Source organism: Parasphingorhabdus halotolerans (genome assembly GCF_012516475.1).
GTDB classification, from domain to species: Bacteria; Pseudomonadota; Alphaproteobacteria; order Sphingomonadales; family Sphingomonadaceae; genus Parasphingorhabdus; species Parasphingorhabdus halotolerans.
The window spans coordinates 1,876,168-1,898,674 of the sequence record NZ_CP051217.1; the positions used below are offsets into that span (position 1 = coordinate 1,876,168).

Sequence of the window (22,507 nt, forward strand, 5' to 3'; positions counted from 1 at the left end):
CAAGTTTAGCCGGGCGGTGGAAGATCGAACTTGTCATCCTGCCGCTTTTCCGAGCGACGGAGCAATTCATCGCTGCGTTCAGGCTGCGCCTGCGTAGAGGGTATCAGCAATTCGTCGCCTGTTGGTGCTGTGGCTTCACCATAGACCGGTGGCGGCAATGAACTACCCTCAACTGGTTCAAGAGCGCCGCGATTGCCACATGCTGTCAATATTATGGTGCCAGCGACGACAAGGCCTGTGGCGCAGATTTTTCTCATATCAATTCTCCAGCCCCAATACTTTGCGCGCACTCGTAATCTGCGCTTTTACCTGAATGGGTGCTGTCCCGCCATAGCTGGAACGGCTGGCGACAGAGGCATCGACGGTTAAAACATCAAAGACCTGCTCGGAAATCCGCGCATCAATCTGCTGAAATTGCTCCAGCGTCAATTCTGACAAACCGCAATTTTGCTTTTCCGCCAGTGCAACAACAGTACCGGTCACATGATGCGCCTCGCGGAAGGGTAGCTTGGCTTCGCGAACCAGCCAGTCAGCAAAGTCGGTGGCGGTAGAAAATCCGGACTCGGCCAGTTCCCGCATACGTGCTGGCCGGAATTCGACTTCGGCAATCATCCCGGTCATCGCTGCGATGGAAAGTCCGAGCAGATCATGCGCTTCAAACACGGGAGGTTTATCATCCTGCATATCCTTGGAATACGCTAGTGGGAGCCCCTTCATTGTCATTACCAGCGCCTGCATCGCACCGGCAATGCGCCCACTGTGTCCACGCACTAATTCAGCAGCATCAGGATTGCGCTTTTGCGGCATGATCGATGAGCCGGTGGAATAGCTATCGGGTAGGCTGATGAAACCAAAAGGCTGACTCGCCCAGATCACAAACTCCTCGGCCAGCCGCGAGAGATGCAGACTGCACTGGGTGGCAGCCATCAGGTAATCGAGAGCGAAATCACGGTCGGATACCGAATCAAGGCTGTTTCTAGTCGGTCCATCGAAACCGAGCATTTGTGCCGTATTACCGCGATCTATCGTAAAACCGGTTCCTGCCAATGCCGCCGCGCCCAAAGGCGATTCGTTCATCCGCGTTCTCGCATCGGCAAACCGCGAACGATCCCGCCGGATCATTTCGAAATAAGCCATAAGGTGATGGCCAAGGCTCACCGGCTGGGCAGACTGCAAATGGGTAAAGCCGGGCATGACCGTGTCCGCATGCTCTTCGGCGCGGTCCAGCAAGGCCTTTTGTAGTTCTTCCAGCGCCGCATCGACCATGTCGAGCGCATCGCGCACCCAGAGCTTGAAATCCGTCGCCACCTGATCATTGCGCGACCGGGCGGTGTGCAAGCGCCCCGCGACCGGGCCCAGTATTTCAGTGAGCCGCGCCTCTACATGCATGTGAATGTCTTCGAGATCCAGATTTTCGGTTATCCCGTTCGCTTCAAATTCCTGTGCGATCTGGTTGAGCCCCCTGATAATCTGCGTCGCGTCTTCGGCCTCGATAATTTTCTGCGCGGCCAGCATCGCGACATGCGCCAACGATGCGCGAATATCCTGTCGCCATAACTTCTTGTCGAACGGGATGGAGGCGTTTATCTCGCGCATGACAGATGAAGGGCCATCGGCAAACCTGCCGCCCCACATAGCGTTGGAATTTTTAGTGGCGTCGTTGATAAGATACATCCTCTTGGTCTTGATCGGGCTTGCGCTTGCGTCCTGCGATAGAGGCTCCAGCGAAGCGGAGCAAGATGTTGATGGCACGGAACTAACTGGAGACGGCGAAACCATAGAAAGCGACAGCGGTCTTGTCGGCAAACTCGATATCTCGCAGCGTGGTTCGGATATGCTTGATGTGGTATTTGAAGGGCCAGATGGAAACCCGGTTCGGCTCAGCGATTTCAAAGGTAAGCCCTTGCTCATCAACATCTGGGCAACCTGGTGCGCGCCCTGCGTGGTGGAGATGCCGATGCTCGATGAACTCGCTGCCCGCGAGGAAGACCGGCTTGAGGTGATTGTCGTTTCACAGGATTTGCAAGGAGCAGAGAAGGTTGACCCGTTTTTCGAGCGCGCTGATTTCAAAATGCTGGAACCCTATATCGATCCTGAAAACGGCCTGAGTTTTGGATTCGGAACGGGCCTGATGCCAACAACAGTCCTTTATGACGAGAGCGGCAAAGAAGTCTGGCGGGTCATCGGTGCGATGGACTGGGACGGTGCCCGGGCAGCCACCTTGATGGAAGAGACGCTGTCTGAGAAGTGAGGTGGTGGGCGATGACGGGCTCGAACCGCCGACATCTTCGGTGTAAACGAAGCGCTCTACCAACTGAGCTAATCGCCCCCATGCTCGGCACATGTGGAGTACAGGCGGCGGCCAATGCCAAAACATCCTGACTTTGGCAAGCACCTTTCAATAAATTTAGATTTTGTATCATTGTGTAAAGCGTGGGAGAACAAAATTTGAACGCAATTTCAAAAGGCTAGCTTATCCCGCGATTCGCAACTTACCCCCACTTATCCACAATATTTTATCTAATAAATTCAATATTTTAAAAGATAATTCGGGAAATTCCACAGCTTGCTACTGTCAACAGGTTTATTTCATTTTTTTTACAATCCCGGCCTTGCTCGAATCGGTTTGAGCCGCTTAATAAAGAACATCGGCGGTTGGTTATGGATTGGTTATCCAAACCTTCAATGAAAATAACAGTGCTGCGTTGAAAACGTGTTTTCAACATCAATTTTGCTGTGCCTGTCGTGTTCCTATGGCTGGGGGCACTCGAACATCGGGTACAATAAATGCGGGCAGCACAGCAGTCGAACATTGGTGCTGACATGAAGCGGGCCAAAGCAAAAAAGTAACGGGGGTTATAAGTGGAAGAGGATGCAAATGTCGGCAATGAAATGGTTAGCATCGAGGCGGTCGATACCACAGCTAACAATCTGGGTGAGACGACAGGGTTGAACACAGAGCTGGACCAAATATGGGCTACGATTTGTACTGGCCTGCGCCGCGATCTGGGTGCCCAGATTTTTGGTCAATGGATTAAGCCGATCAAGCTCGCACAATTTGAAGCGACGATTGGCGAGTTGCAGCTTGTCGTCCCTTCGGAATTTGCAGCAAACTGGATTCGTGATCGTTATGCTGATCGGTTGACGCTGGCATGGAAGAGTCATTTTCCAGATGTGCGCTCTCTAACATTCAGCGCCAAAGCTGGGGCCGCCCGCATAGCGAAGGTTAAGCAGGTAGAACTCTCCGGGCAAAACTCGTCCGAGAATATCAGCAAATTTCGACTTGACCTTGATGCGCGGATGACATTCGATCAGTTCATCGCAGGCAATTCTAATGTGCTCGCGCTCAATGCAGCACAACGCGTGGCGGCTCCAGAGAAACCGTTGTTTTGCCCTCTCTATCTGCAGTCTTCCACCGGTCAGGGCAAAACGCATCTGATGCATGCTATTGGCCATGCCTACCGCATAGAGTTTCCAGGTGCGCGGATCATATACATGTCCGCAGAACGGTTTATGATTGAATTTGTCACCGCGATGCGCCGCAACGAAGCGATGGAATTCAAGGCTTCCCTGCGCGAAGCCGACTTGCTGATGATTGATGATATTCAGTTCATCGTCGGCAAAAACTCGACGCAGGAGGAATTTTTACACACGGTTGATGCGCTGATCAGCCAGGGCAAACGCGTCGTGGTGGCGGCAGATCGTCCGCCGCAAGCGCTGGACGGAGTCGATCAAAGACTGCTTTCTCGCCTCTCAATGGGCCTGGTCGCCGATATTCAATCGGCTGGCCTCGAGCTCCGTCGTGATATTCTCAAGCACCGGCTAGCTGGCATGCCGCATCAAAAAGTATCTGATGATGTTGTGGAGTTTCTTGCCCGGACAATCAGCCGCAATTTGCGTGAGCTGGAAGGTGGTCTTAACAAGTTGTTGGCCTACGCACAATTGACAGGACGCGATATCACCCGGGAACTCGCCGAAGAACAGCTTTCCGACATCTTGAGCGCCTGCCGTCGCCGCATTACGATTGATGAGATCCAGCGCACCGTTTGTGAATATTACCGGCTTGAGCGCAATGAAATGTCATCCAAACGCCGCGCCCGCGCTGTTGCACGGCCGCGTCAGGTCGCCATGTATCTCGCCAAGGTCATGACCCCGCGCAGCTATCCGGAAATCGGTCGCAAATTCGGCGGACGCGATCACAGCACGGTTATACATGCGGTGAAACTGGTCGAGCAACTCCGTGGCGAAGATAGCGAGATGGACAATGATGTCAGGATGCTGCTCCGCCAACTGGAAAGCTGAACGCTAGAAAAACCCGTTATCAACCGGTCGTTCTTTGGCTCTAATTCGTTGCCATTAGTTCTTTTCAGGTGCAACAGAGATGCGGACTTTCTCTCCACTGTTTCCCGGGAAGCCGGTGAACATGGCTTCCACGAGATTAGGCACCAGATACGTAAGGTTTTTCGAGCGTGACATCGCCTCGGCTTTACCTTCAAAAAGGCGCTCGCCATCAACCGCACGATCGATTTTCATATCCAGCTCGGTTGTAAACACCGTGAAGCTGCGCGCTCCGCCATATCCGGAAAAACCATATCCACCGAATAGGAACGGATCATGGAAGCCATAGCGGTAGCGGTGGCTTCCATAGAAACCGCGCCGTCCAAATCCGCGTCCGTAATATGAGCCGAAGCCGATATTTGAATAGAACGGATCATAATCTGCAACGACTTTTTCGCGACCCTTGTCGACGTCATAATCCATACTGACGATAAGCTGGGCCGCCGCTGGATCATCACTGCGCTGATAGCCCAGTTCAATCATGCGCTGCTCAACCAACCCAGCATATTGTGCAAACTCCAGTCCGCCTTTCAGCTCTGGGTCGCTGGCTACAACGGCGAAGCTTTGGCCCGTAGTTTCAGGCAATGCGACGAACCGTTGGACATCAGCGCGGAAAGGAGTCGCGCAGGCGCTGAGCGCCAAGAGTGAAAACGGCGCCAAGGCCATAAGCCCCCGCCGCGATATAGTTTTACTAGACCCTGTCATTGCAAATCCTTCTGGTTATCCACCATCATCGTTCTTTAATATCATTAGCATGCTGAACCCGTTTTGAACGACGGAATTTTGGCGCAATCCATTTTATCTATCCATTTCGGAGCAATTATGATGACGCCATAATGCCTTGTGAATGGACAAATCCGGCCATGATAAAATCGATATTTCCTCTGATTTCCGTCCATATCGGAGCGTGATCGGTTCGACTTCTCTCCGAAACGCATTCTATTTTAATCCTTACCAACAAAACTTGTTAAACATGGGGGACAACAGATAATGAAATATGAAAATGGTCAAGAACTGGAGCAATTGGTTAGCGGATATAATGTGAAAAACTACGATGATCCTGATATTGGCCATCATATCGATGATTTTATCGGCCCGGTTATCCTAACCACCAATGATCCAGGAACGGGCGATCAATATCGACAAATTATTGAATTTTGTGGACTGAGGGTTTCGACGAACAAGGGCCTGGACGAAGCGGAGGCCGCTTTGTTGCGGCAGTTCAACGCCTCAGCGGTGCTCGCTCAAATTGATTCTGCAGACGAAATAACAAGCGCCCCGATGACGCAGATCGGGAGGATTTGCAATGATCGCGGCCTACCGCTTGTCCTTATATTTCAAATCGAATTGCTCGATGAAATATTGGAGACTATCAACTGCGCAGATGTAGAACATATCATCCTCAATAAAAATGGCCCACAAAAGACTGATATTACGGCTGAAATCATCATAGCGCTGCCCCGGCGTATCCAGCGTGGGCAAAGACATATCTTCGGGAACCGCGATGAGGTTGATCTTGTCGATCTGAAGAAAATCTCGGCAGATGTTGAGCGCATTGCCAAGGCGCTCAACGAATTGTCAGCCCCGGATTATGGAGCCACTCAGCGAGAGGCAATCGCTGACCCTTTCCTCGGGCGCGATGAAATCACCCAAGGAACGAATTTTCCGGGGCGCAATAATGTGGCAGATGTACCACTTGGGTTTAATGCCCAGAACAAGCCAGACCAAAAAACCTATGGTTTCGCGGCGGATAGCGGCCAGCGCGCGGAAAAAGTCGAAAGTGGCGAACTACAAGGTCCCGTTTCTGCCCGCCAAATAAGGGATTTGATCAAGGCTCGGCGCCTGCGCGATCAATATTTTGATGCAGAACTATTTGCCGATCCCGCATGGGATATGCTGTTGGACCTGATGGCAGCGCGACTCGAAGGTGTCCGCGTTTCAGTATCCAGCCTATGCATCGCCGCTAGCGTGCCGCCAACCACTGCCTTGCGCTGGATCAAAACTATGACCGAAGAGAAAATATTTGAACGCCGGGCCGATGAGAAGGACGGCCGTCGCATTTTCATTGAACTCAGCGATGAATCCACCGCAGGTATGATCGGATTTTTCTCGATGATTCGGCGCAGTAAATTGATGATGATCTAAGACGACTGCGGTCAGCCGTGTGTCACAGACAAAAGAAAACCCGCCTTTCAGGGGCGGGTTCTTTTTTTAGCGACATGGCATAGGACTAACCCAGCGCAGCAACCCGCTTGGTAAGGCGGCTAAATTTGCGGGCCGCTGTGTTTTTGTGGAACAGGCCTTTGGAGACACCGCGCGCCAATTCTGGCTGAACAGCGGTCAATGCCGTCGCTGCAGTAGTCTTGTCGCCCGCTTCCAAAGCCGCTTCAACCGCTTTGATTTTCGTCCGGATCTGGCTCACGCGGTTTTTGTTAATGACCGTGCGGCGTCCATTACGACGGATACGTTTTTTTGCTTGCGGCGTATTAGCCATGAAAATACCTCAATATCTGAAAATCTGGTTTGCCGTGAATCAAAGAAGCATCACTAGCTCAAGTCGGCGGTCATTAGCTTCTGATCTGATTCTCGTCAATAGCAGAGTGGTAGTTCCGTTTTCGCCAGTCATCCAACGCTATCGCTGACATTTCCGGCAGAAAAAGGTCGATCTGCCACTATCCACTTTGCGCAGCACGACAGCGCCACAATGACATGCGTCCCCTTCACGGCCATAGACGAGCCAATCCTTGGCGAAATAACCCAATTCTCCGTCCGGCCGCACAAAATCCCGCAAACTCGAACCACCTGCTGCAATGGCTGATGTAAGCACCTGCTTAATAGCAACAACCAGCCTTTCGTAACGTGGTTTCGATATCTGTCCACCTGTCCGATGGGGAGAAATGCCAGCCATATGAAGCGCCTCGCACACATAGATATTACCGAGTCCTGCTACCGTCTTTTGGTCCAGCAAAAGCTGCTTGATGGGGGCCTTGCGATCTTTGGTTACGCGCTTCAAATAGGCGGCCGTAAAATCATCGCCTAACGGCTCGGGGCCCATCGCGAAAAATGGTCCATATTCATCCAGAGCATCAGCCGTTGTGATATCAACTGAGCCGAAGCGGCGGGGATCGTTCAGCACGAGCTGGCGGCCTTCGTCGGTCTCCAGCAGCAAATGATCGTGCTTTTCCAATTCAGAGGGATCAATCCGCCAGCGGCCTGACATGCCGAGATGAAAGATCATCACATCGCCGCGATCTGTTTCAATCAGGCCATATTTTGCTCGTCGACCCAGCGATACCACCCGCGCGCCGGTCATCCTCTGGCGCAAGTCAACCGGGAACGGTCGCCGCAGATCGGCGCGGCGCGGTTCGACCAACGTCAAGCGCCTGCCTTCCAGCGCTGGTCGCAATCCAGCGACCGTTGTTTCCACTTCTGGTAGCTCCGGCATTGAAATTCCTGCGTGTATGCACCGATCTTTTAGACGGCTTACAATATGACCTAATGGCCAGCTACAGGGTGATTGCAGTGCTGCCAAGCCTCGTCTAATGCCGGTGGATGATAAAGCTGGCACTGACGATACATTCTTAGGGCATGAGTATATAATGGCACTTGAAAGCAAAACGGTCTCCTTTGGTTATGAAGACGTCGACGAGAATGAAAAAGTCGGACGCGTCGGGCAGGTATTTTCCAGCGTTGCCTCCAAATATGATGTGATGAACGATGCCATGACAGCCGGAACGCACCGGCTTTGGAAAGACCGTTTCGTGCGCCGCGTGAAAGCCCGCGAAGGCGAAGAAATTCTCGATATGGCGGGCGGCACCGGTGACATTGCTTTCCGCATGGTCGATACCGGCGCGAACATTACAGTGGCTGACATAAACCCCGATATGCTGGAAGCCGGCGTTGAACGGGCCATCAAGAAAGGCGAAGGTCGGCTGGTCTGGAGCGAACAAAACGCGGAAGAACTGAACTTCCCAGATACGCATTTCGATGCCTACACCATTGTGTTTGGCATCCGCAACGTCACCCATATCGATAAGGCGCTGGAAGAGGCGCACCGGGTTTTGCGATACGGTGGACGGTTTTACTGCATGGAGTTCTCGCAGACCAAATGGCCGGGTTTTGACAAGGCTTATGATTTTTATTCTCACCGAATTTTACCTAAAGTCGGTAAAGCTGTGGCCGGAGACGAAGACAGCTACCGCTATCTTGCAGAATCGATTGATCGCTTTCCACCGATGGAAAAATTTGAGGCGATGATCAAGACGGCAGGCTTTTCGCAGACCAAGGTCGAACCGATGATGGGCGGGCTGGTCTGTATTCACAGCGGCTGGAAAGTCTGAGCACGTAAAATCCATGACCTCTGCCCGCACCCATATGTTTCGTCTGCTCAAATGGGGCCGCACGCTCGCCAAGCATGGCGCGCTACGCGACCTTGAAAAGCACAAGGCAACACCGCCGCAGGTCCGCCGCCTGTTTCGCTTCGCGCGGTTGGGCACGATACAGCCGAAAACGCCCAATTATTCTGCGGCGCTGCAAGCCATTGGCCCGGCAGCGATCAAGCTCGGCCAGACGCTCGCCACCCGACCTGACATTATCGGGGTGGAAGCTGCGCGTGATCTTCTCCAACTGCAAGATAATCTACCACCAGTGGCGTTTGATAAAATTCGCGACGAGATTGAAGCCAGCCTCGGCAAGTCGGTCGAAGAGCTTTACAGTCACATTGATCCCGACCCGGTTGGTGCGGCGTCGATTGCTCAGGTGCACCGGGCGACGACGATTGAAGGCAAGGATGTTGCGGTAAAAGTGCTGCGCCCCGGGATTATCAAAAAGTTCAACCAAGATATCGAGACGTATGAGTGGGCAGCAGCCCATCTTGAGGCTATGGGCGGAGAGGCAAAAAGACTTCGTCCCGCCGCCGTTATCGCCAATTTCCGGCGCTGGACCATGCGCGAGCTCGATCTGCGGCGCGAAGCAGCCAGCGCATCGGAGTTGGCTGAACATATGGCCAATGTCGATCAGTTTGAAATACCTGCAATCGATTGGGACCGGACCTCGGGCCGCGTGCTGACACTCGACTGGGTGGATGGTGTAAAAATCTCCAAACGCGATGCACTTATCGCAGCCGGGCATGACCTCGATGATGTGGCCAACCGCCTCGTCCGCACTTTCCTCAAGCAAGCGATTGAAGCGGGCTATTTTCACGCCGATATGCACCAGGGAAATTTGTTTGTGAAAGCGGACGGCACCATTGTGGCGATTGATTTCGGCATAATGGGGCGGATTAACAAAAAGGCGCGTTTCTGGCTTGCTGAAATCCTCTATGGCCTGACCACCGGCAACTACAAACGTGTCGCGGAAATTCATTTTGAAGCGCAATATGTGCCTGATCATCACAGTATGGAAGATTTCGCAACCGCATTGAGAGCGGTCGGAGAACCCATGCGGGGCAAGCCGGTGAGCGAGCTATCGGTAGGCGATATGCTTGACGGGCTGTTCGCAATTACCCGCGATTTCGACATGGAAACCCAGCCGCATTTGCTGCTTCTCCAAAAAACCATGGTGATGGTGGAAGGGATCGCCACCGACCTCAATCCACTGATCAATATGTGGGACACCAGCGGGCCTTACGTCAAAGAATGGATACGCGGCGAGCTTGGTCCAGAAGCCGCCATTGCCGACCGGATCAATGATGATGTCGGCACGTTAATGATGCTACCCGACATTGTCCGGCGGCTGGATGCACAACTCCCCCGAAAAGGCGGCGCACCTCCTGCGCTGCCGGTGGCAGAAGTGGAGTTGATGTGGGAAAAACGGAAAAAAGGCGCAGGCGTTGGATTCTGGCGCTATACGCTGACGGCGGTGATTGCAGCAGTCATTGGAGCGAGCGTGGTTTGGTGGTGGGGATGATTTTCCCTGACTAATCCGGTATGCCACTAGCAAATAGGAGACAATACCATGCGATTGAGACTTATTTTCGCCGGATTCCTGATGACTCCTGCACTACTAATCGCGTTTCCTGCCGCTGCCGAAGAACCTCCTTCTCCCACTGCACATCAATCAGAAATAATGGAAAAATTTGCCGGCACCTGGAAAGCCGAAGGTACCTCTTTTGGCCTGCGCTCCAAGTCCACGATGGTCTGGAGCAAAGACCGGCCGACAAATTCTACCGGGTAAAATACCAAATCGATATGGACCGGGATGGCAAGAACCAAAGCTTTATCGGCCATGGCTATTATACAAACGGCAGCAAGGATGGCTTCTGGGCAGACACCGGCGGCGCACTGCATCCGATGGTAACGCGCTATTTCGAAAAAATGCTCAGCACCATCTGGGGTGAGGCCGGCGGGCAGCAGGGGCGTTCCAACTACACGTTGAACGAAAATGGCAATATCGAGGTCGTGGACTGGATTTTGCAAGACGATGGCTGGCGCGAGTTTAACCGAACGATGTTCCGCCGGGTTGACTAAGGTTTGCCAAAGAAAACTCTACCGCTAGATTCTGAATTGCAGCTACGAAATTTAGCCTGCGATATAGATCACAGCAAAGATCGAATCACATCGCTATAACAGAGCGATGATGAGAAAATTGCCTTTCTATTTGCGTGAACATTGCTGGCGGCTTTTGTCCGCCGCCCTATTTCTCGCGCTGGGGTGGATGTTCTGGGAAATCTGGAACGGACCGTTTCCAGACACGCATGGCATACCGCGTGCTGGACTTGCTTTCAGCTCAGCCGTTGCGATCTATTTCTGCCGCCGTAAATTAAGCCCCATGGTAGCAGGTCCACTCTATCGCAGCGGAATAAGGGGCTATCGAGCAATGAACAACAGAAAGACTTAAACTACGATATGGCCGTCAATGCCACACCGCTAATCAGGACTGATTGAATTTGCGGAGTGCCGCCCAAAGTCCTGCCGCCGCAGCAACAACCGATGCCAATGCGACGAGGATTTTCTGGAGCGTCGAAAGGCCGCCTAATATGCTCTCGCTGATCGGCTTGGGCTTCACGACCACTTCAACCGGATAATATTTGGGTTTCTTGTTCTTCTCAACGCATTTCCCGTCAATGCAGATCTTGGTTTTGATCTTCACCTCCAGACGTCTTTTGCCGGTGACCGTTGGTGAGACCATCCATCGCCAACTTTCCTGGCGGTCGCCGACCAGCCGTTTCTGCACCTCCCCCCTGGGTTCAATTGTAAATCCGTCGCCGGTCAGTTCAATCGCCATGAAATCGGACAGCTGAAATCCTGATATTGTCTGGGTGACTTGATCATCAGATGGAGCGGTTTCAATTTCCAGTTCCGGATCAGCTTTTGTACCCAATAATAGCGTGACGGGATAAGGTGTCTTCGGATCGACATACATTATCTTGTCATAATTTAACCCGGCTATTCCGGCTTCGATAGCTGAATTTTGCCGCTCCGCTTCGCGGCAGTTGCTCTCCGAAATCTGCTGCCGGTCGAATATTTCGCATTCAACCAGATTGACTGATCTACTCACTGATTCATTGCGAAGACTCTGGCTGCTTGCAGAAGCAACAGTTTGAACTGTTCCTTGGAGTTGGCCACTTCTGGGTGGAACCACATTGAGACTTCCCCCGCCGCCGATCGTCACGGGAACGGCACCCCACCCCTGTTCTGCGCACGCATCCGATATGACGGGATCGTTCGAAGTTCGGCACAATTCCCGCGTCACGTTGATATCGAATTGCGGTGGCAACTCGGGTGGAGGACCTGGAGGAGGAGGAGGGGGTGGCGGAGGCGGGGGTGGTGGAGGCGGTGGCTCCACAGATGCACAGGAACTCAGAAGGCCAGCCGACGGCGCCACAACAACTGCCAATACTATCGCTGAAACAATCCTCTTCATTGCACACCCCGTTATAGACCCTGATGCGCGACAGGCTTTGGTTTTCTTGATATTATGCACAAAAAACCGAAATTTACCAGCAGCCATCACTTGCATAGGTCGCCTGAGCGCTGCAAAAGGCGAGCAACTATGACCAAGCCAAAACATATTCTGCTGATAATCGGTGGCGGGATTGCAGCCTATAAGGCTAGCGAGCTTATTCGCCTGATCAAGAAAGCTGGCATGACTGTGCGCTGCGTATTGACCGAATCGGGTGCCCAATTTGTGACGCCGATGACGCTCGCCGCGCTGTCGGAGAATGAAGTGCACACGACGCTCTGGTCGCTGAAAGATGAAACCGAAATGGGTCACATCCAGCTTTCGCGCGAAGCTGATTTGGTAGTCGTCTGTCCGGCAACCGCAAATTTGCTTGCCAAAATGGCTGGCGGGATCGCTGATGATCTGGCAACAACGCTGCTTCTAGCCACTGATACACAAGTGATGGCAGTTCCGGCCATGAATGTGCGGATGTGGGACCATGCGGCAACGCGGCGGAATATATCACAACTGAAAAATGACGGAATTATCATAATGCCGCCTGAGGAAGGCGATATGGCTTGCGGAGAATTTGGTTCCGGAAGATTGCCTGAACCAGAAGCGGTGATGACAGAAATCGCGTCTTTATTGGGCTCACCATTTTTACCGGTATCGGGATTGCCGCAATCCGAACTTGGTCCCAATCCGTTGGAAGGTCAGCCCGCCTTCGCACCCGATCAACATAGGCCACTCCATGGTAAACATGTTCTGATCACCGCCGGCCCGACTCGTGAACCAATTGATCCAGTCCGTTACATCGCCAACCGATCATCTGGTCGACAGGGGTTTGCCATTGCCGCCGCTGCCGCAGAGGCTGGCGCACAAGTTACGTTGGTTGCCGGTCCCGTCCATTTGGCAACACCAGCAGGCGTGATGCGCGTTGATGTTGAGACAGCGCTAGAGATGGAAGCGGCAGTAGAGGCTGCGCTGCCTGCGAATGTCGCTATCATGGTGGCTGCCGTTGCCGACTGGCGCGCGGATAACCGGGCGGAACAAAAGATCAAGAAAAAGGGAGAAGCCCCTGCTCCACTTAAACTGACCGAAAACCCGGACATTTTGGCCGGCCTGGCAAAACATGACCGGCGTCCTGATCTGCTGATCGGCTTTGCCGCGGAAACAGAAAAAATTGCGGAGCATGCTCGGACAAAGCTGGCGAAAAAAGGATGCGACTGGATTGTCGCCAATGATGTTTCCGGAGATGTGATGGGCGGCGCGGACAACAGCGTCCACATCGTGACCGCGGAAGGCAATGAAATCTGGGAACGCCTGCCCAAGCCCGAAGTCGCCAGAAGACTTGTTCAGAAAATTATCGAAGAGATCAGCTAAGTCATGTTTGCACCCATCACTATCGCGGTTAAACGGCTCGACCATGCCAGCGACCTCCCCTTACCCGGCTATGAAACCAGCGGTTCAGCCGGAATGGATATCCGCGCGGCGGAGGCGTTGACGATTGCCCCGCACCAGCGCGGATTGGTGGGGACCGGTTTCGCCTTCGCGATTCCAGAAGGTTATGAGGTCCAAGTCCGGCCTCGGTCAGGATTGGCATTGAAGAAGGGCATATCCGTGCTCAATACACCGGGAACCATCGACAGCGACTATCGTGGAGAAATCAAAGTGATTCTTGCCAATCTTGGTGAAGAGCCATTCCATGTCGGAGTTGGTGACCGGATTGCGCAGATTGTTGTTGCTCCCGTCCAGCGCGGAAACCTGCTCGAAGTGAAAGACCTGGATGAAACTAAGCGAGGGACTGGCGGTTTTGGTTCGACCGGGGTATAGAATGAGACCAGAATGGTTTTTTTCGAGAGGTACTGTGATGATTGAGTTTTTTGCTGGCTTGGTACTTTCAGGCGCTCTGGCCGTTGCCGATGACATTGAAATTAAGGAATTATCATCTGATTTCTACAATCTGGAACTGGCGCAATTTGAGAAAAAACTTCCTGTTCTGGAGCGTCACGAAAGACAGGCCGAACGGATCGCCAAGAAGGCCAATTGCAAACTCCCAAGTGACATTGGCTGGGTGCACGCCCGGGTCGATATGGCACTTGAAGTCTCCCCTCAGGACGAGTTACCCGCGTTGTTCCGGTCGACACTGGTTGTCGGCAGCTCGAAACATATGTCATCGAGCATATGACAAAATATGCCGGGCGCGATGGCGCGGTTGTTCGCAATGGCGACAAGAAATGGTACCGTCAGGCGATCACTTTCCGCTGGCCTGAATGAGCCCACTTACCGATGAACAGCTGGACCGATATGCGCGCCATATCGTCCTGAAGGATATTGGCGGAGCGGGGCAGAAAAAGCTGCTCGACGCCCATATATTGATCATTGGTGCCGGGGGTATTGGTTGCCCTGCTATCCAATATCTTGCGGCGGCCGGGGTTGGCGCACTGACGATCATTGATGATGATGTGGTGTCGCTTTCCAATTTGCAGCGGCAGGTTTTATTTTCCGGTGGGGACATTGGCAAAGCGAAAGTGGAAGTTGCCAAAAGTGCCGCGGAGCGCATCAACCCGGATACTCATATAAATACCATAAATCAAAGACTTACCGCGCAACATTTTTTCGAAGATGCTGCAGCATTTTTCGCGCCTTTTGACGCGATTATCGACGGTTCCGACAATTATCAGACGCGCCTGCTGGTTTCCGATCTGTCGGTTGCGCACCGCGTCCCGCTGGTTTCCGCCGCGATTGGCCAGTTTCAGGGGCAGCTTGGCACCTTCCGCGGGTGGGAGGCCGACAAGCCCTGCTACCGCTGCTTTGTTGGCGACGCGCTCGACCCGGATGACTGCGACAATTGCTCGGAAGTTGGCGTGTTGGGCGCGATGGTGGGACTCATGGGTAGCTTTGCCGCGATGGAGGCGATCCGCGTGGTCACCGGATTCGGTCAGGATCCCGCCGGAAAACTGCAACTGTTCGACGGCCTCGCCCCGCCATGCGCAGCATCAACCTGCCCAAGGACCCGCTGTGCAAAAGTTGCGGAGTGCCTTCCCAAAGCTGACTTGCCTTTTCACATAGCCTGACAGATAGTAGCAGTTAAATTTTTAGTGCCCAACAGGGAGACCCATCATGACATTACCGGTAACCGCAATGACCGCCGCCATTTTGGCGTTGTTCTTCATCTATCTGTCCTACCAGGTGGTCAAACAGCGCGTGCGCACGGAAACATCCTTCGGCGCGGGCAACGACGAGCATATGGATATGGTGCGCGGCTGCCAGAGCAACCTGATCGAATATACGCCCGTCACCCTGATCATGCTGGCGCTGCTCGAACTCAGCAGCGCCAACCATATGGCGCTCATGGTGCTGGCGGTCGCCTTCATGATCGGGCGCTTCCTCCACGTCTTTGGCATGCACCGGCATCACGCAGGCAAAACTGTAAAATTCCGGCAAATCGCGATGGTGACTACTTGGACCACAATGGTGATCCTGGCGCTATGGATCATTTATCTGTGCGTGACAGTGAATTTGCTGAGCTAGGCAATTCAATGTGCCGTTCGTGCTGAGCTTGTCGAAGCATCTGGATTCGAGCCATCTGTCCTTCGACAGGCTCAGCACGAACGGTTGAGGGTTAGTTTAAAAACTCGCCCCGTCCACTTCCGTCACCGGCAGGTGCCCCCAGTCAGCCAGATCAAACATCCGCATATTCAACCCCATCCGCTCCGGCGGCGCGGTTATCGGCGTCCAGTGCGTATGCGACCCGCAGGTCTTGCAATTCCATGTAGTAATCATCCGGTCGCCCTGCACATAGCCATTGAGCGCACCCTCCGCCGCATCAATCGTCACATCATCAGGATGCCAGTAGCCCCCGATCCAGCCGGTTTTCCGGCATAGAGAACAATTGCATTGTGACACTTGCTCGGGCAGCCCCGGCACCGTAATCCGCACTGCACCGCAATGGCATCCGCCTTTCATTTCAGACCCGTTTTCAGATCCCTTTTCACGCCGCTTTTCAGACATGGCTCAAAACCTCCTCTACCCAGTCGGGCACCAGTTCTCCTGCCTTGCCCATCCTGCTTTCGTGAAAATGAAAACTGCCCTCTGACGGGTACAGATTTATCTCCAGCGTCTGCGCGCCATAATGCCGCGCGCTTTGCACAAAGCCAGCCGCCGGATAGACCGCACCCGATGTTCCGATCGACACGAACAAATCACACTGCGCCAGCGCCAGTTCAATTCGCTCCATTTCATAGGGCATTTCCCCGAACCAGACGATATCGGGTCGCAGAAACCCGAATTGATCGCATTTCGGACAGGCAGGATCGAGCGCCATCTGTCCATCCAAAAAGGACGACCGCTCACCACAGGCCAGACACCAGGCGCTGTTCAGCTCTCCATGCATGTGGAGCAGGCGTTGTGATCCAGCCCGGTCATGCAGATCATCGACATTCTGCGTGACCAACAACAAATCACCCGGCCATGCTTGATCGAGTTTGGCCAAAGCCTGATGTGCCGCGTTAGGCTCCACTGTCTTGAGCTTTGCCCGCCGCTCGTCATAAAATTTCTGCACCAGATCAGGATCGCGCGCAAAGGCCTCCGGCGTCGCAACGTCCTCCACCCGGTGGCCTTCCCACAGGCCATCGGGTCCGCGAAAAGTGGCGACCCCGCTTTCGGCGCTCACGCCTGCGCCGGTCAGGATGACGATGTTGTGAATGTCTCTCATATTCCCTTTCCGTCATTGCGAGGAGCGACAGCGACGCGGCAATCCAGAGCGGCGAACACGGCTCTGGATTGCCGCGCTGCGCTCGCAATAACGATGTAATTTGATTTACCCATTTTCCTTCCTCGTCATGCTGAACTTGTTTACCTGCGGTGGTCTCTCGACTCTGCATCCATTTCGCCTCATAGAAACTGCCTAGACGATAAATGGACCCTGAACCAAGTTCAGGGTGACGAGTGTGGGTGAAAAAGATGACGAAAATCGGAATTATCGGCAGCAAAGGCCGCATGGGGCAGGCGCTGGTGGACGCCATCGCAGAAGCGGGCCACCACCATGCCGGCGGCGTCGATCAGGGCGATGATCTCGCCGCATTGGTTAGCGCCAGTGACGTGCTGGTCGATTTCTCCTCGCCAGCTGCACTGGCCGACAATCTGGTCTGCTGCGCCCAAAATGAAAAACCTATTGTCATCGGCACGACCGGACTGGAGGAATTGCATCACAAGCTGATCGACGAGGCGGCAAAGACCATCCCCATCCTGCAAACCGGCAACACCTCGCTCGGCGTCAACATGCTGGCCGCGCTGGTGCAGCAGGCGGCGAGCAAGCTGGGCGATGACTGGGATATTGAAATCGTCGAAATGCACCACCGCCACAAAGTCGACGCCCCCAGCGGCACCGCCAAATTGCTCGGCGAGGCAGCCGCAGCAGGGCGCGGCGTCGACCTGAGCGCAAATATTGAATCTGGCCGCGACGGCATCACCGGCGCAAGAGCCAAAGGCGCGATAGGCTTCGCAGCGTTAAGAGGAGGCTCGGTCGCGGGCGATCACACCGTCATATTGGCGAGCGATGAAGAACGACTGGAACTAACCCACCGCGCCGAAAACCGGATGATCTTTGCGCGGGGCGCAGTGAAGGCGGCTGGCTGGTTGGCCGGGCAGAGTGCCGGGCGCTATGGGATGGATGGTGTTTTGGGGTTGTGATTAAGAAGAATGCGGGCTTTGGCATTTACGCAACGACGCGCCTCTAATTGCTCCCGATTCGGGCGGGCACGTTCAATATCCCATGCACAAACGGGTTATTTGCCCGGACAATATCACCTTCGAGCTCAAAACTCATTTTGCGTTTCACCATTTCCGAAAGCAAAATCTGAATCTGCAACTCCGCAAGGCGAGCTCCAACGCATCTGTGAACTCCATAACCGAAAGACAAATGTCGTCTGGCATTTTCCCGATCAGCTATAAACTTGTCAGCATTGTCAAAAACGGCTTCATCGCGGTTGGCAGAGATGTACCAGAGTATAATCTTGTCGCCTTCGCGGAATTTGTGACCATGAAACTCGGCATCTGCAACCACAGTGCGGCGCATATGAGCGACCGGCGTTTGCCAGCGGATCACTTCGCTGGCGGCATTGGGAAGCAGGCTTTCATCATTCTGGATTTTTGCCCATTCATCCGGATATTGGCTGAATGCAACCGGAATAGCAGACATGCTGTTTCGGGTCGTATCGTTGCCGCCAACGATAAGAAGCGCCATGTTGCCAAGAAATTCCTGAGCATCCATTTTGCCCAAGGCGTCAGAGTGGATCATCATCGAAAGCAGGTCTGGCGTCTGCTCGGATTTTGATCGTAAATCCCAGAGCTGGTGAAACGCCGTAACCATTTCAAAGATCAGCGCCATGCGCTCTTCCGGAAGATTTTCGATCATGTCGAACGACGTGATGGCATCGGACCAAGTGATAAGCTTGTGTCGTTCTTCCCAGGGGTAGTTGAACAAAATTGCGAGCATATCGGTGGTTAGCGGCACCGACACCCGTTCTACCCAGTTAAACTCTTCATTCCGTGGCAATTCATCCAGCAGGTCTGATGTGCGTTGACGAATTTCATCCGAAAGCCGGGTCATTTCTGATGGTGTGAAAGCCGGTGAAACCGTACGGCGTTTAGCCGTATGGCGCGGCGGGTCCATTGCTATGAATGTTTCCATCGACATTTGGTCGATTGCCGCCGACTGGTCCAGAATAGAGATGCCTCCACGCGCGCCTTCGGACGAAAAAATTGCTGGCAGGGCTTCAATCTCGATGATATCCCGATGCTTGGTAATCGACCAGTAGGGCCCGTAAGGACTGTCCGCGCAGTGGTGGATGGGTGCTTCCTTGCGCAACTGCCTCATTACGTCATGAACCGATCCGTCAACGAAGCGCTCGCGAACGCTGGGATCAATGGCGTCAGTTACTTTTTGGTCCAGTTGCGTTGCCATTTTCTTCAATCTCCAAAATTAACCATGATCCGGTCTAGGTAGCTGTGCAGTTTATCAATCTCGGCAGCGGAAAATCCCCGAAACATCTGTTCATATATTTCGTTGATCGTGTCGCGGAGTTCAGGCAGCAGTTGCCGTGCCTTGCGTGTCGGCATTATGCGCCAGACCCGCCGGTCTCCGGGTTCTTTTGTGCGCTCCAGCAATTGTTTGCGTTCAAGCGCATCAATTGCCTGGCCGACGCTGGCACGCTCGAGTTCCAGGCAACGGGCAAGTTCTGTCTGGGTCATGCCTTCTTCGCGCAAAACATAGGCGAGCAGACGCCATTGTGTCCGGCTGAGCTCATAACCATACAGCGCGGAATCGACGGTCCTTCGAAGTAACCTCGGCACATCCTCAAACCGGAAAGTCAAAGCATCAAGCGTGGTTGGAAAGGCTCTGGCGGGTTGGTCTTTTACAAGTTCCATAAGTCCACATTATCACCGTCATAATTTATTGTAAACTGCCTTATAATATACAACCATCCTAAAATATTTCAATTATGGTGACAAAGTTGCGGCAACAAATCGATTTTTAGTATTGGTTCAAGTCCTTCCTTCCGGAACTTCCAAGATAAAGCAAACCCCAATCCCACGACCAACTTGCCAACCGTCCGGCCACGACATAGACCGCCCGGATGAACTTCGACGATCAACTCCGGCGATATTTTGGCACTGCCGATCTTTCCGCCGTTCACGCCGAGGCGATGGGCGCGGGCATTGAACGGATGCGGGTGGACTTTGGCCTGGAGACAGATCGCGGGCGTCGCTTTGCGCTTTGGGCGGTGCTCTATATGCTCGGTACGCACCTTGATCTGGAGAGTGCGTTTGAGGACGAGGCGGACCGGAATTCGGCGCGCGACTTCATGGAATTGATCGACCGGACGCCATGAAAAAAGCCGATATCTTCGAATTTTATTCGCGCCTTGCTGCCGATAATCCTGATCCCGAGACCGAGCTGAATTGGGGCAACACCTATCAACTGGTGGTCGCGGTGGCGCTGTCGGCACAGTCCACCGATATTGGCGTGAACAAGGCGACGCGGGCGCTGTTTGAGAAAGTGACAACGCCGCAACAGATGGTCGATCTGGGCCTCGACGGGCTGAAGGAGCATATCAAGACCATCGGGCTTTATAATACCAAGGCGAAGAATGTGATCGCGGCGGCCGAGATGCTGATCGCCGAGCATGGCGGCGAGGTTCCCTCCGACCGCGATGCGCTGGAGAAACTCCCCGGTGTGGGGCGCAAGACTGCCAATGTGGTGCTCAACTGTGCTTTTGGCGCGGAGACTTTTGCAGTCGACACCCATATTTTCCGCGTCGGCAATCGCACCGGGCTGGCGCCGGGAAAAACGGTGCTGGCGGTGGAGAAAAAGCTGGAGAAGCAGACGCCGTCGCCGTTCCGTGTAGGCGCCCATCACTGGCTGATCCTGCATGGACGCTATATCTGCAAGGCGCGCACGCCCGAATGCTGGCGCTGCCCGGTGGCTGATTTGTGCCGGTTCAAGAAAAAGACGCCCGATCCGAAAACCAAGTGACCGCAGGCATTTTTCACGCCGCGCATTGTTCAGCTTGGTGTAATCCGAAAACAGGCATATTCTGCGGTTCTGATGGAGATTATCTGGACAAGGAGAAAGACCGTGCGTTTTATCACTCCCATTCTCGTCGCCTCTCTAGTCGCAGCTGGCGGCGCTGCTTATGCTGGCGGCAAATCATCCAAGGATGACAAATATATCATTAAAACCGTTGGCGAACCGAAATCCTGCGTGCAGCGTTCACAAATCCGTTCAACCGATGTAATCGACAGTCAGACGATTGATTTCAAAATGCGCGGCGGCGATATTTATCGCAACTCATTGCCCCATAAATGCAGCGGCCTGGCGTTTGAAGAGGCCTTCTCCTACCGTACGTCGATAAACCAGCTGTGCAATGTCGATATCATTCGGGTGCTCGACCAGACCGCCGGACGAATTGAAGAACGCGCGGCTTGCGGTTTGGGCAAATTCCAGAAGATCGAGAAAACCAGACGGGATAGCGACCAAGGTTAAACCGCCGCTCCAGTCTGCTGCGCGGGACTCCAGGCGACACCGAAAGTTCCCGCAACCTAGTGGTCACGGGAACTTGATTGAAGCCGATCGGTATCAGAAGAAGCCGATCAATAACGGGCGCTGAGCACGACCCCGAAGCGACGGCCGGGCCGCAAACTTGCAATGAAGTTGCGTTTGAACGTATCATTGCCGTCGGCATAGCGAATGATCTGCGCTACCGAATCTTCGTCGAACAAGTTCTTCACATAGCCCTGAATCTTGAAGTTTTCGTTCTCAATTCCGATCCGGAAATCAGCCACAGCCGATCCGCCCGTTTCCGCGAGATTATGAACCTGCGCAAAGCTGGAGGAGACAAGACTCACATTCGCCCCGGTGAAGAATTTCCAGCCGCCATCGCCCAGCGGCATCCGGTAATCAATATCGGCAAATACTTGATGAACCGGCGCACGCGGGATGCTTTTGCCAACAATCGAGCCGAACAGGGACTGGCATCCGGCAACGTTCGGGAACTGATCTCCGGTGGAGCAATTGACGAGCCGATCATCCAGTACATCGTTCAAGACGCCCTGGTTCTCATCAAAACCGGCTGTAAACTTGCTGTCTGCCAGCGCGTAATTGGCGGTAAAGGTCAGGTTGTCGCTTGGCCGCGCGACAAGTTCGAGTTCCAGACCAAAGACCCTTGCATCACCGGCGTTAACAACAGCTGACACTGCCTGCGTTGCCGACTGCACGTTCTGGGTGAGTTGATAGCCTTGAATTTCGTTATAAAACACAGCCAAGTTAGCGGTAAGCGCACCGTCCAAGAACACGTTTTTCGAACCGATTTCAAACGCATCCACTTCTTCTTCCTGGTAAGAAGGCACGCCTGCCTGAATGGCGGTAACGCCATTGAAGCCACCCGGTTTCTGGCCTTGGGCAAAAGAGGCATAGAGCAGATTGTCGGCCGACACTTTCCAATCAAGTAGGATACGTGGTGAGAACTTTTTGAATGTCGCCGCGACATTCACCGGTGCCACTGCCGGACCGCCCGCATTCCGTGCGATCGATGACTGCTCGACTTTTTCTTCGGCATAACGCCCTTCGACGCTCAACGTGACGGTATCAGTGATATCAAAACTGGCAGCTCCAAACAGCGCCCAGTTGTAATTGCCGTCCGCTCAGCAACTTATCTAGCGGAACAATTTTGTACGTTTGATGAGGAATTTGATGGCAATGATCTGTGCGCGTCACAGTTTTTAG

General features: G+C 53.6%; 26 protein-coding genes, 1 tRNA gene and 1 pseudogene. 16 read left to right on the forward strand and 12 right to left on the reverse strand.

Going from position 1 to position 22,507, the window contains the following annotated elements:
* Positions 1-5: 5 nt before the first annotated feature.
* Together HF685_RS09200 and argH are read right to left on the reverse strand one after the other, a co-directional pair.
* Positions 6-257: a hypothetical protein gene (locus HF685_RS09200; protein WP_168819486.1), complete on the reverse strand. Its 252-nt coding sequence runs from the start codon at positions 255-257 to the stop codon at positions 6-8.
* 1 nt (position 258) lies between these two features.
* Complete coding sequence (gene argH, locus HF685_RS09205) at positions 259-1,635, reverse strand: argininosuccinate lyase (RefSeq protein WP_168819487.1); 1,377 nt, start codon at positions 1,633-1,635, stop codon at positions 259-261.
* On the opposite strand from argH, the gene HF685_RS09210 reads away from it, so the two are divergent.
* Entirely contained in the window at positions 1,595-2,251 is a 657-nt protein-coding gene (locus HF685_RS09210) for a TlpA family protein disulfide reductase (protein ID WP_168819488.1), read from the forward strand. The two genes, argH and HF685_RS09210, sit on opposite strands and share 41 nt — an antisense overlap.
* Before the next feature lie 2 nt (positions 2,252-2,253).
* Here the strand turns inward: HF685_RS09210 and HF685_RS09215 are convergent.
* Positions 2,254-2,329, reverse strand: a tRNA-Val gene (locus tag HF685_RS09215).
* Positions 2,330-2,862: 533 nt separating this feature from the next.
* Between HF685_RS09215 and dnaA the strand changes: the two genes are divergently transcribed.
* Positions 2,863-4,302, forward strand: coding sequence for a chromosomal replication initiator protein DnaA (dnaA, locus tag HF685_RS09220; RefSeq protein WP_246218559.1), 1,440 nt, complete (start codon positions 2,863-2,865; stop codon positions 4,300-4,302).
* A gap of 54 nt (positions 4,303-4,356) precedes the next feature.
* Here dnaA and HF685_RS09225 read toward each other — a convergent pair whose 3' ends face one another.
* Positions 4,357-5,043 (reverse strand): DUF4136 domain-containing protein, encoded by a 687-nt coding sequence (locus HF685_RS09225; protein WP_168819489.1) that lies wholly within the window; start codon positions 5,041-5,043, stop codon positions 4,357-4,359.
* Positions 5,044-5,328: 285 nt separating this feature from the next.
* Between HF685_RS09225 and HF685_RS16355 the strand changes: the two genes are divergently transcribed.
* Entirely contained in the window at positions 5,329-6,483 is a 1,155-nt protein-coding gene (locus HF685_RS16355) for a hypothetical protein (RefSeq protein WP_246218560.1), read from the forward strand.
* Between the two features lie 85 nt (positions 6,484-6,568).
* On the opposite strand, the gene rpsT is transcribed toward HF685_RS16355, so the two are convergent.
* Together rpsT and mutM are read right to left on the reverse strand one after the other, a co-directional pair.
* The gene (gene rpsT / locus HF685_RS09235; RefSeq protein ID WP_168819490.1) at positions 6,569-6,832 is read right to left on the reverse strand and encodes a 30S ribosomal protein S20; all 264 of its coding nucleotides are present in this window, start codon (positions 6,830-6,832) and stop codon (positions 6,569-6,571) included.
* A gap of 138 nt (positions 6,833-6,970) precedes the next feature.
* A complete protein-coding gene (mutM, locus tag HF685_RS09240; RefSeq protein WP_168819491.1) occupies positions 6,971-7,783 on the reverse strand; it encodes a bifunctional DNA-formamidopyrimidine glycosylase/DNA-(apurinic or apyrimidinic site) lyase in 813 nt (270 codons plus the stop codon).
* A gap of 154 nt (positions 7,784-7,937) precedes the next feature.
* Here mutM and HF685_RS09245 point away from each other — a divergent pair, with 154 nt between their 5' ends.
* From HF685_RS09245 to HF685_RS09260, 4 genes are read left to right on the forward strand one after another with little or no spacing between them, the layout of a single operon-like run.
* A complete protein-coding gene (locus tag HF685_RS09245) occupies positions 7,938-8,678 on the forward strand; it encodes a class I SAM-dependent methyltransferase (protein ID WP_168819493.1) in 741 nt (246 codons plus the stop codon).
* 13 nt (positions 8,679-8,691) lie between these two features.
* On the forward strand, positions 8,692-10,245 hold the full coding sequence (gene ubiB / locus HF685_RS09250; protein ID WP_168819495.1) for a 2-polyprenylphenol 6-hydroxylase: 1,554 nt from the start codon (positions 8,692-8,694) through the stop codon (positions 10,243-10,245).
* 48 nt (positions 10,246-10,293) lie between these two features.
* Positions 10,294-10,512 (forward strand): hypothetical protein, encoded by a 219-nt coding sequence (locus HF685_RS09255; protein ID WP_168819497.1) that lies wholly within the window; start codon positions 10,294-10,296, stop codon positions 10,510-10,512.
* A gap of 14 nt (positions 10,513-10,526) precedes the next feature.
* Positions 10,527-10,805 (forward strand): hypothetical protein, encoded by a 279-nt coding sequence (locus HF685_RS09260; RefSeq protein ID WP_168819499.1) that lies wholly within the window; start codon positions 10,527-10,529, stop codon positions 10,803-10,805.
* 403 nt (positions 10,806-11,208) lie between these two features.
* On the opposite strand, the gene HF685_RS09265 is transcribed toward HF685_RS09260, so the two are convergent.
* Entirely contained in the window at positions 11,209-11,835 is a 627-nt protein-coding gene (locus HF685_RS09265; RefSeq protein WP_168819501.1) for a hypothetical protein, read from the reverse strand.
* A 495-nt stretch (positions 11,836-12,330) separates the two neighbouring features.
* Here HF685_RS09265 and HF685_RS09270 point away from each other — a divergent pair, with 495 nt between their 5' ends.
* The 5 genes and pseudogenes from HF685_RS09270 to HF685_RS09290 all read left to right on the forward strand — a co-directional run bounded on the left by HF685_RS09270 (position 12,331) and on the right by HF685_RS09290 (position 15,753).
* Positions 12,331-13,602 carry a bifunctional phosphopantothenoylcysteine decarboxylase/phosphopantothenate synthase gene (locus HF685_RS09270; RefSeq protein ID WP_168819503.1) on the forward strand — a complete coding sequence of 424 codons (1,272 nt, stop codon included), beginning with the start codon at positions 12,331-12,333 and terminating at the stop codon, positions 13,600-13,602.
* Positions 13,603-13,605: 3 nt separating this feature from the next.
* Positions 13,606-14,052 (forward strand): dUTP diphosphatase, encoded by a 447-nt coding sequence (dut, locus tag HF685_RS09275; protein ID WP_168819505.1) that lies wholly within the window; start codon positions 13,606-13,608, stop codon positions 14,050-14,052.
* Between the two features lie 37 nt (positions 14,053-14,089).
* Positions 14,090-14,407 carry a hypothetical protein gene (locus HF685_RS09280; RefSeq protein ID WP_168819506.1) on the forward strand — a complete coding sequence of 106 codons (318 nt, stop codon included), beginning with the start codon at positions 14,090-14,092 and terminating at the stop codon, positions 14,405-14,407.
* A gap of 85 nt (positions 14,408-14,492) precedes the next feature.
* A pseudogene (locus HF685_RS09285) lies at positions 14,493-15,274 on the forward strand (HesA/MoeB/ThiF family protein).
* 68 nt (positions 15,275-15,342) lie between these two features.
* Positions 15,343-15,753 (forward strand): MAPEG family protein, encoded by a 411-nt coding sequence (locus HF685_RS09290; RefSeq protein WP_168819508.1) that lies wholly within the window; start codon positions 15,343-15,345, stop codon positions 15,751-15,753.
* 96 nt (positions 15,754-15,849) lie between these two features.
* On the opposite strand, the gene HF685_RS09295 is transcribed toward HF685_RS09290, so the two are convergent.
* The gene (locus HF685_RS09295) at positions 15,850-16,233 is read right to left on the reverse strand and encodes a GFA family protein (RefSeq protein ID WP_168819509.1); all 384 of its coding nucleotides are present in this window, start codon (positions 16,231-16,233) and stop codon (positions 15,850-15,852) included.
* Complete coding sequence (locus HF685_RS09300; protein WP_168819510.1) at positions 16,226-16,936, reverse strand: NAD-dependent deacylase; 711 nt, start codon at positions 16,934-16,936, stop codon at positions 16,226-16,228. The genes HF685_RS09295 and HF685_RS09300 overlap by 8 nt, the downstream gene beginning before the upstream one ends.
* A 248-nt stretch (positions 16,937-17,184) precedes the next feature.
* Here HF685_RS09300 and dapB point away from each other — a divergent pair, with 248 nt between their 5' ends.
* The gene (gene dapB / locus HF685_RS09305) at positions 17,185-17,913 is read left to right on the forward strand and encodes a 4-hydroxy-tetrahydrodipicolinate reductase (RefSeq protein WP_168819511.1); all 729 of its coding nucleotides are present in this window, start codon (positions 17,185-17,187) and stop codon (positions 17,911-17,913) included.
* Positions 17,914-17,956: 43 nt separating this feature from the next.
* On the opposite strand, the gene HF685_RS09310 is transcribed toward dapB, so the two are convergent.
* Positions 17,957-19,186, reverse strand: coding sequence for a cytochrome P450 (locus HF685_RS09310; protein ID WP_168819512.1), 1,230 nt, complete (start codon positions 19,184-19,186; stop codon positions 17,957-17,959).
* A gap of 5 nt (positions 19,187-19,191) precedes the next feature.
* On the reverse strand, positions 19,192-19,650 hold the full coding sequence (locus HF685_RS09315; protein WP_168818103.1) for a MarR family winged helix-turn-helix transcriptional regulator: 459 nt from the start codon (positions 19,648-19,650) through the stop codon (positions 19,192-19,194).
* A 209-nt stretch (positions 19,651-19,859) separates the two neighbouring features.
* On the opposite strand from HF685_RS09315, the gene HF685_RS09320 reads away from it, so the two are divergent.
* From HF685_RS09320 to HF685_RS09330, 3 genes are all read left to right on the forward strand, one after another.
* Positions 19,860-20,114, forward strand: coding sequence for a hypothetical protein (locus HF685_RS09320; protein WP_168819513.1), 255 nt, complete (start codon positions 19,860-19,862; stop codon positions 20,112-20,114).
* Entirely contained in the window at positions 20,111-20,758 is a 648-nt protein-coding gene (nth, locus tag HF685_RS09325; protein ID WP_168819514.1) for an endonuclease III, read from the forward strand. The genes HF685_RS09320 and nth overlap by 4 nt, the downstream gene beginning before the upstream one ends.
* 102 nt (positions 20,759-20,860) lie before the next feature.
* On the forward strand, positions 20,861-21,268 hold the full coding sequence (locus HF685_RS09330; RefSeq protein ID WP_168819515.1) for a hypothetical protein: 408 nt from the start codon (positions 20,861-20,863) through the stop codon (positions 21,266-21,268).
* A 107-nt stretch (positions 21,269-21,375) separates the two neighbouring features.
* Here the strand turns inward: HF685_RS09330 and HF685_RS09335 are convergent, their stop codons facing one another.
* Complete coding sequence (locus tag HF685_RS09335) at positions 21,376-22,359, reverse strand: TonB-dependent receptor (protein ID WP_246218561.1); 984 nt, start codon at positions 22,357-22,359, stop codon at positions 21,376-21,378.
* Positions 22,360-22,507 lie beyond the last annotated feature (148 nt).

What these genes read in the sequence shown, in the direction of transcription:
- HF685_RS09200 (WP_168819486.1), bottom strand. Translation starts at nt 257, where the DNA reads ATGAGAAAAATCTGCGCCACAGGCCTTGTCGTCGCTGGCACCATAATA.
- HF685_RS09210 (WP_168819488.1), top strand. Translation starts at nt 1,595, where the DNA reads ATGACAGATGAAGGGCCATCGGCAAACCTGCCGCCCCACATAGCGTTG.
- argH (WP_168819487.1), bottom strand. Translation starts at nt 1,635, where the DNA reads ATGTGGGGCGGCAGGTTTGCCGATGGCCCTTCATCTGTCATGCGCGAG.
- HF685_RS09225 (WP_168819489.1), bottom strand. Translation starts at nt 5,043, where the DNA reads ATGACAGGGTCTAGTAAAACTATATCGCGGCGGGGGCTTATGGCCTTG.
- HF685_RS16355 (WP_246218560.1), top strand. Translation starts at nt 5,329, where the DNA reads ATGAAATATGAAAATGGTCAAGAACTGGAGCAATTGGTTAGCGGATAT.
- rpsT (WP_168819490.1), bottom strand. Translation starts at nt 6,832, where the DNA reads ATGGCTAATACGCCGCAAGCAAAAAAACGTATCCGTCGTAATGGACGC.
- mutM (WP_168819491.1), bottom strand. Translation starts at nt 7,783, where the DNA reads ATGCCGGAGCTACCAGAAGTGGAAACAACGGTCGCTGGATTGCGACCA.
- HF685_RS09245 (WP_168819493.1), top strand. Translation starts at nt 7,938, where the DNA reads ATGGCACTTGAAAGCAAAACGGTCTCCTTTGGTTATGAAGACGTCGAC.
- ubiB (WP_168819495.1), top strand. Translation starts at nt 8,692, where the DNA reads ATGACCTCTGCCCGCACCCATATGTTTCGTCTGCTCAAATGGGGCCGC.
- HF685_RS09255 (WP_168819497.1), top strand. Translation starts at nt 10,294, where the DNA reads ATGCGATTGAGACTTATTTTCGCCGGATTCCTGATGACTCCTGCACTA.
- HF685_RS09260 (WP_168819499.1), top strand. Translation starts at nt 10,527, where the DNA reads ATGGACCGGGATGGCAAGAACCAAAGCTTTATCGGCCATGGCTATTAT.
- HF685_RS09270 (WP_168819503.1), top strand. Translation starts at nt 12,331, where the DNA reads ATGACCAAGCCAAAACATATTCTGCTGATAATCGGTGGCGGGATTGCA.
- dut (WP_168819505.1), top strand. Translation starts at nt 13,606, where the DNA reads ATGTTTGCACCCATCACTATCGCGGTTAAACGGCTCGACCATGCCAGC.
- HF685_RS09280 (WP_168819506.1), top strand. Translation starts at nt 14,090, where the DNA reads ATGATTGAGTTTTTTGCTGGCTTGGTACTTTCAGGCGCTCTGGCCGTT.
- HF685_RS09290 (WP_168819508.1), top strand. Translation starts at nt 15,343, where the DNA reads ATGACATTACCGGTAACCGCAATGACCGCCGCCATTTTGGCGTTGTTC.
- HF685_RS09295 (WP_168819509.1), bottom strand. Translation starts at nt 16,233, where the DNA reads ATGTCTGAAAAGCGGCGTGAAAAGGGATCTGAAAACGGGTCTGAAATG.
- HF685_RS09300 (WP_168819510.1), bottom strand. Translation starts at nt 16,936, where the DNA reads ATGAGAGACATTCACAACATCGTCATCCTGACCGGCGCAGGCGTGAGC.
- dapB (WP_168819511.1), top strand. Translation starts at nt 17,185, where the DNA reads ATGACGAAAATCGGAATTATCGGCAGCAAAGGCCGCATGGGGCAGGCG.
- HF685_RS09310 (WP_168819512.1), bottom strand. Translation starts at nt 19,186, where the DNA reads ATGGCAACGCAACTGGACCAAAAAGTAACTGACGCCATTGATCCCAGC.
- HF685_RS09315 (WP_168818103.1), bottom strand. Translation starts at nt 19,650, where the DNA reads ATGGAACTTGTAAAAGACCAACCCGCCAGAGCCTTTCCAACCACGCTT.
- HF685_RS09320 (WP_168819513.1), top strand. Translation starts at nt 19,860, where the DNA reads ATGAACTTCGACGATCAACTCCGGCGATATTTTGGCACTGCCGATCTT.
- nth (WP_168819514.1), top strand. Translation starts at nt 20,111, where the DNA reads ATGAAAAAAGCCGATATCTTCGAATTTTATTCGCGCCTTGCTGCCGAT.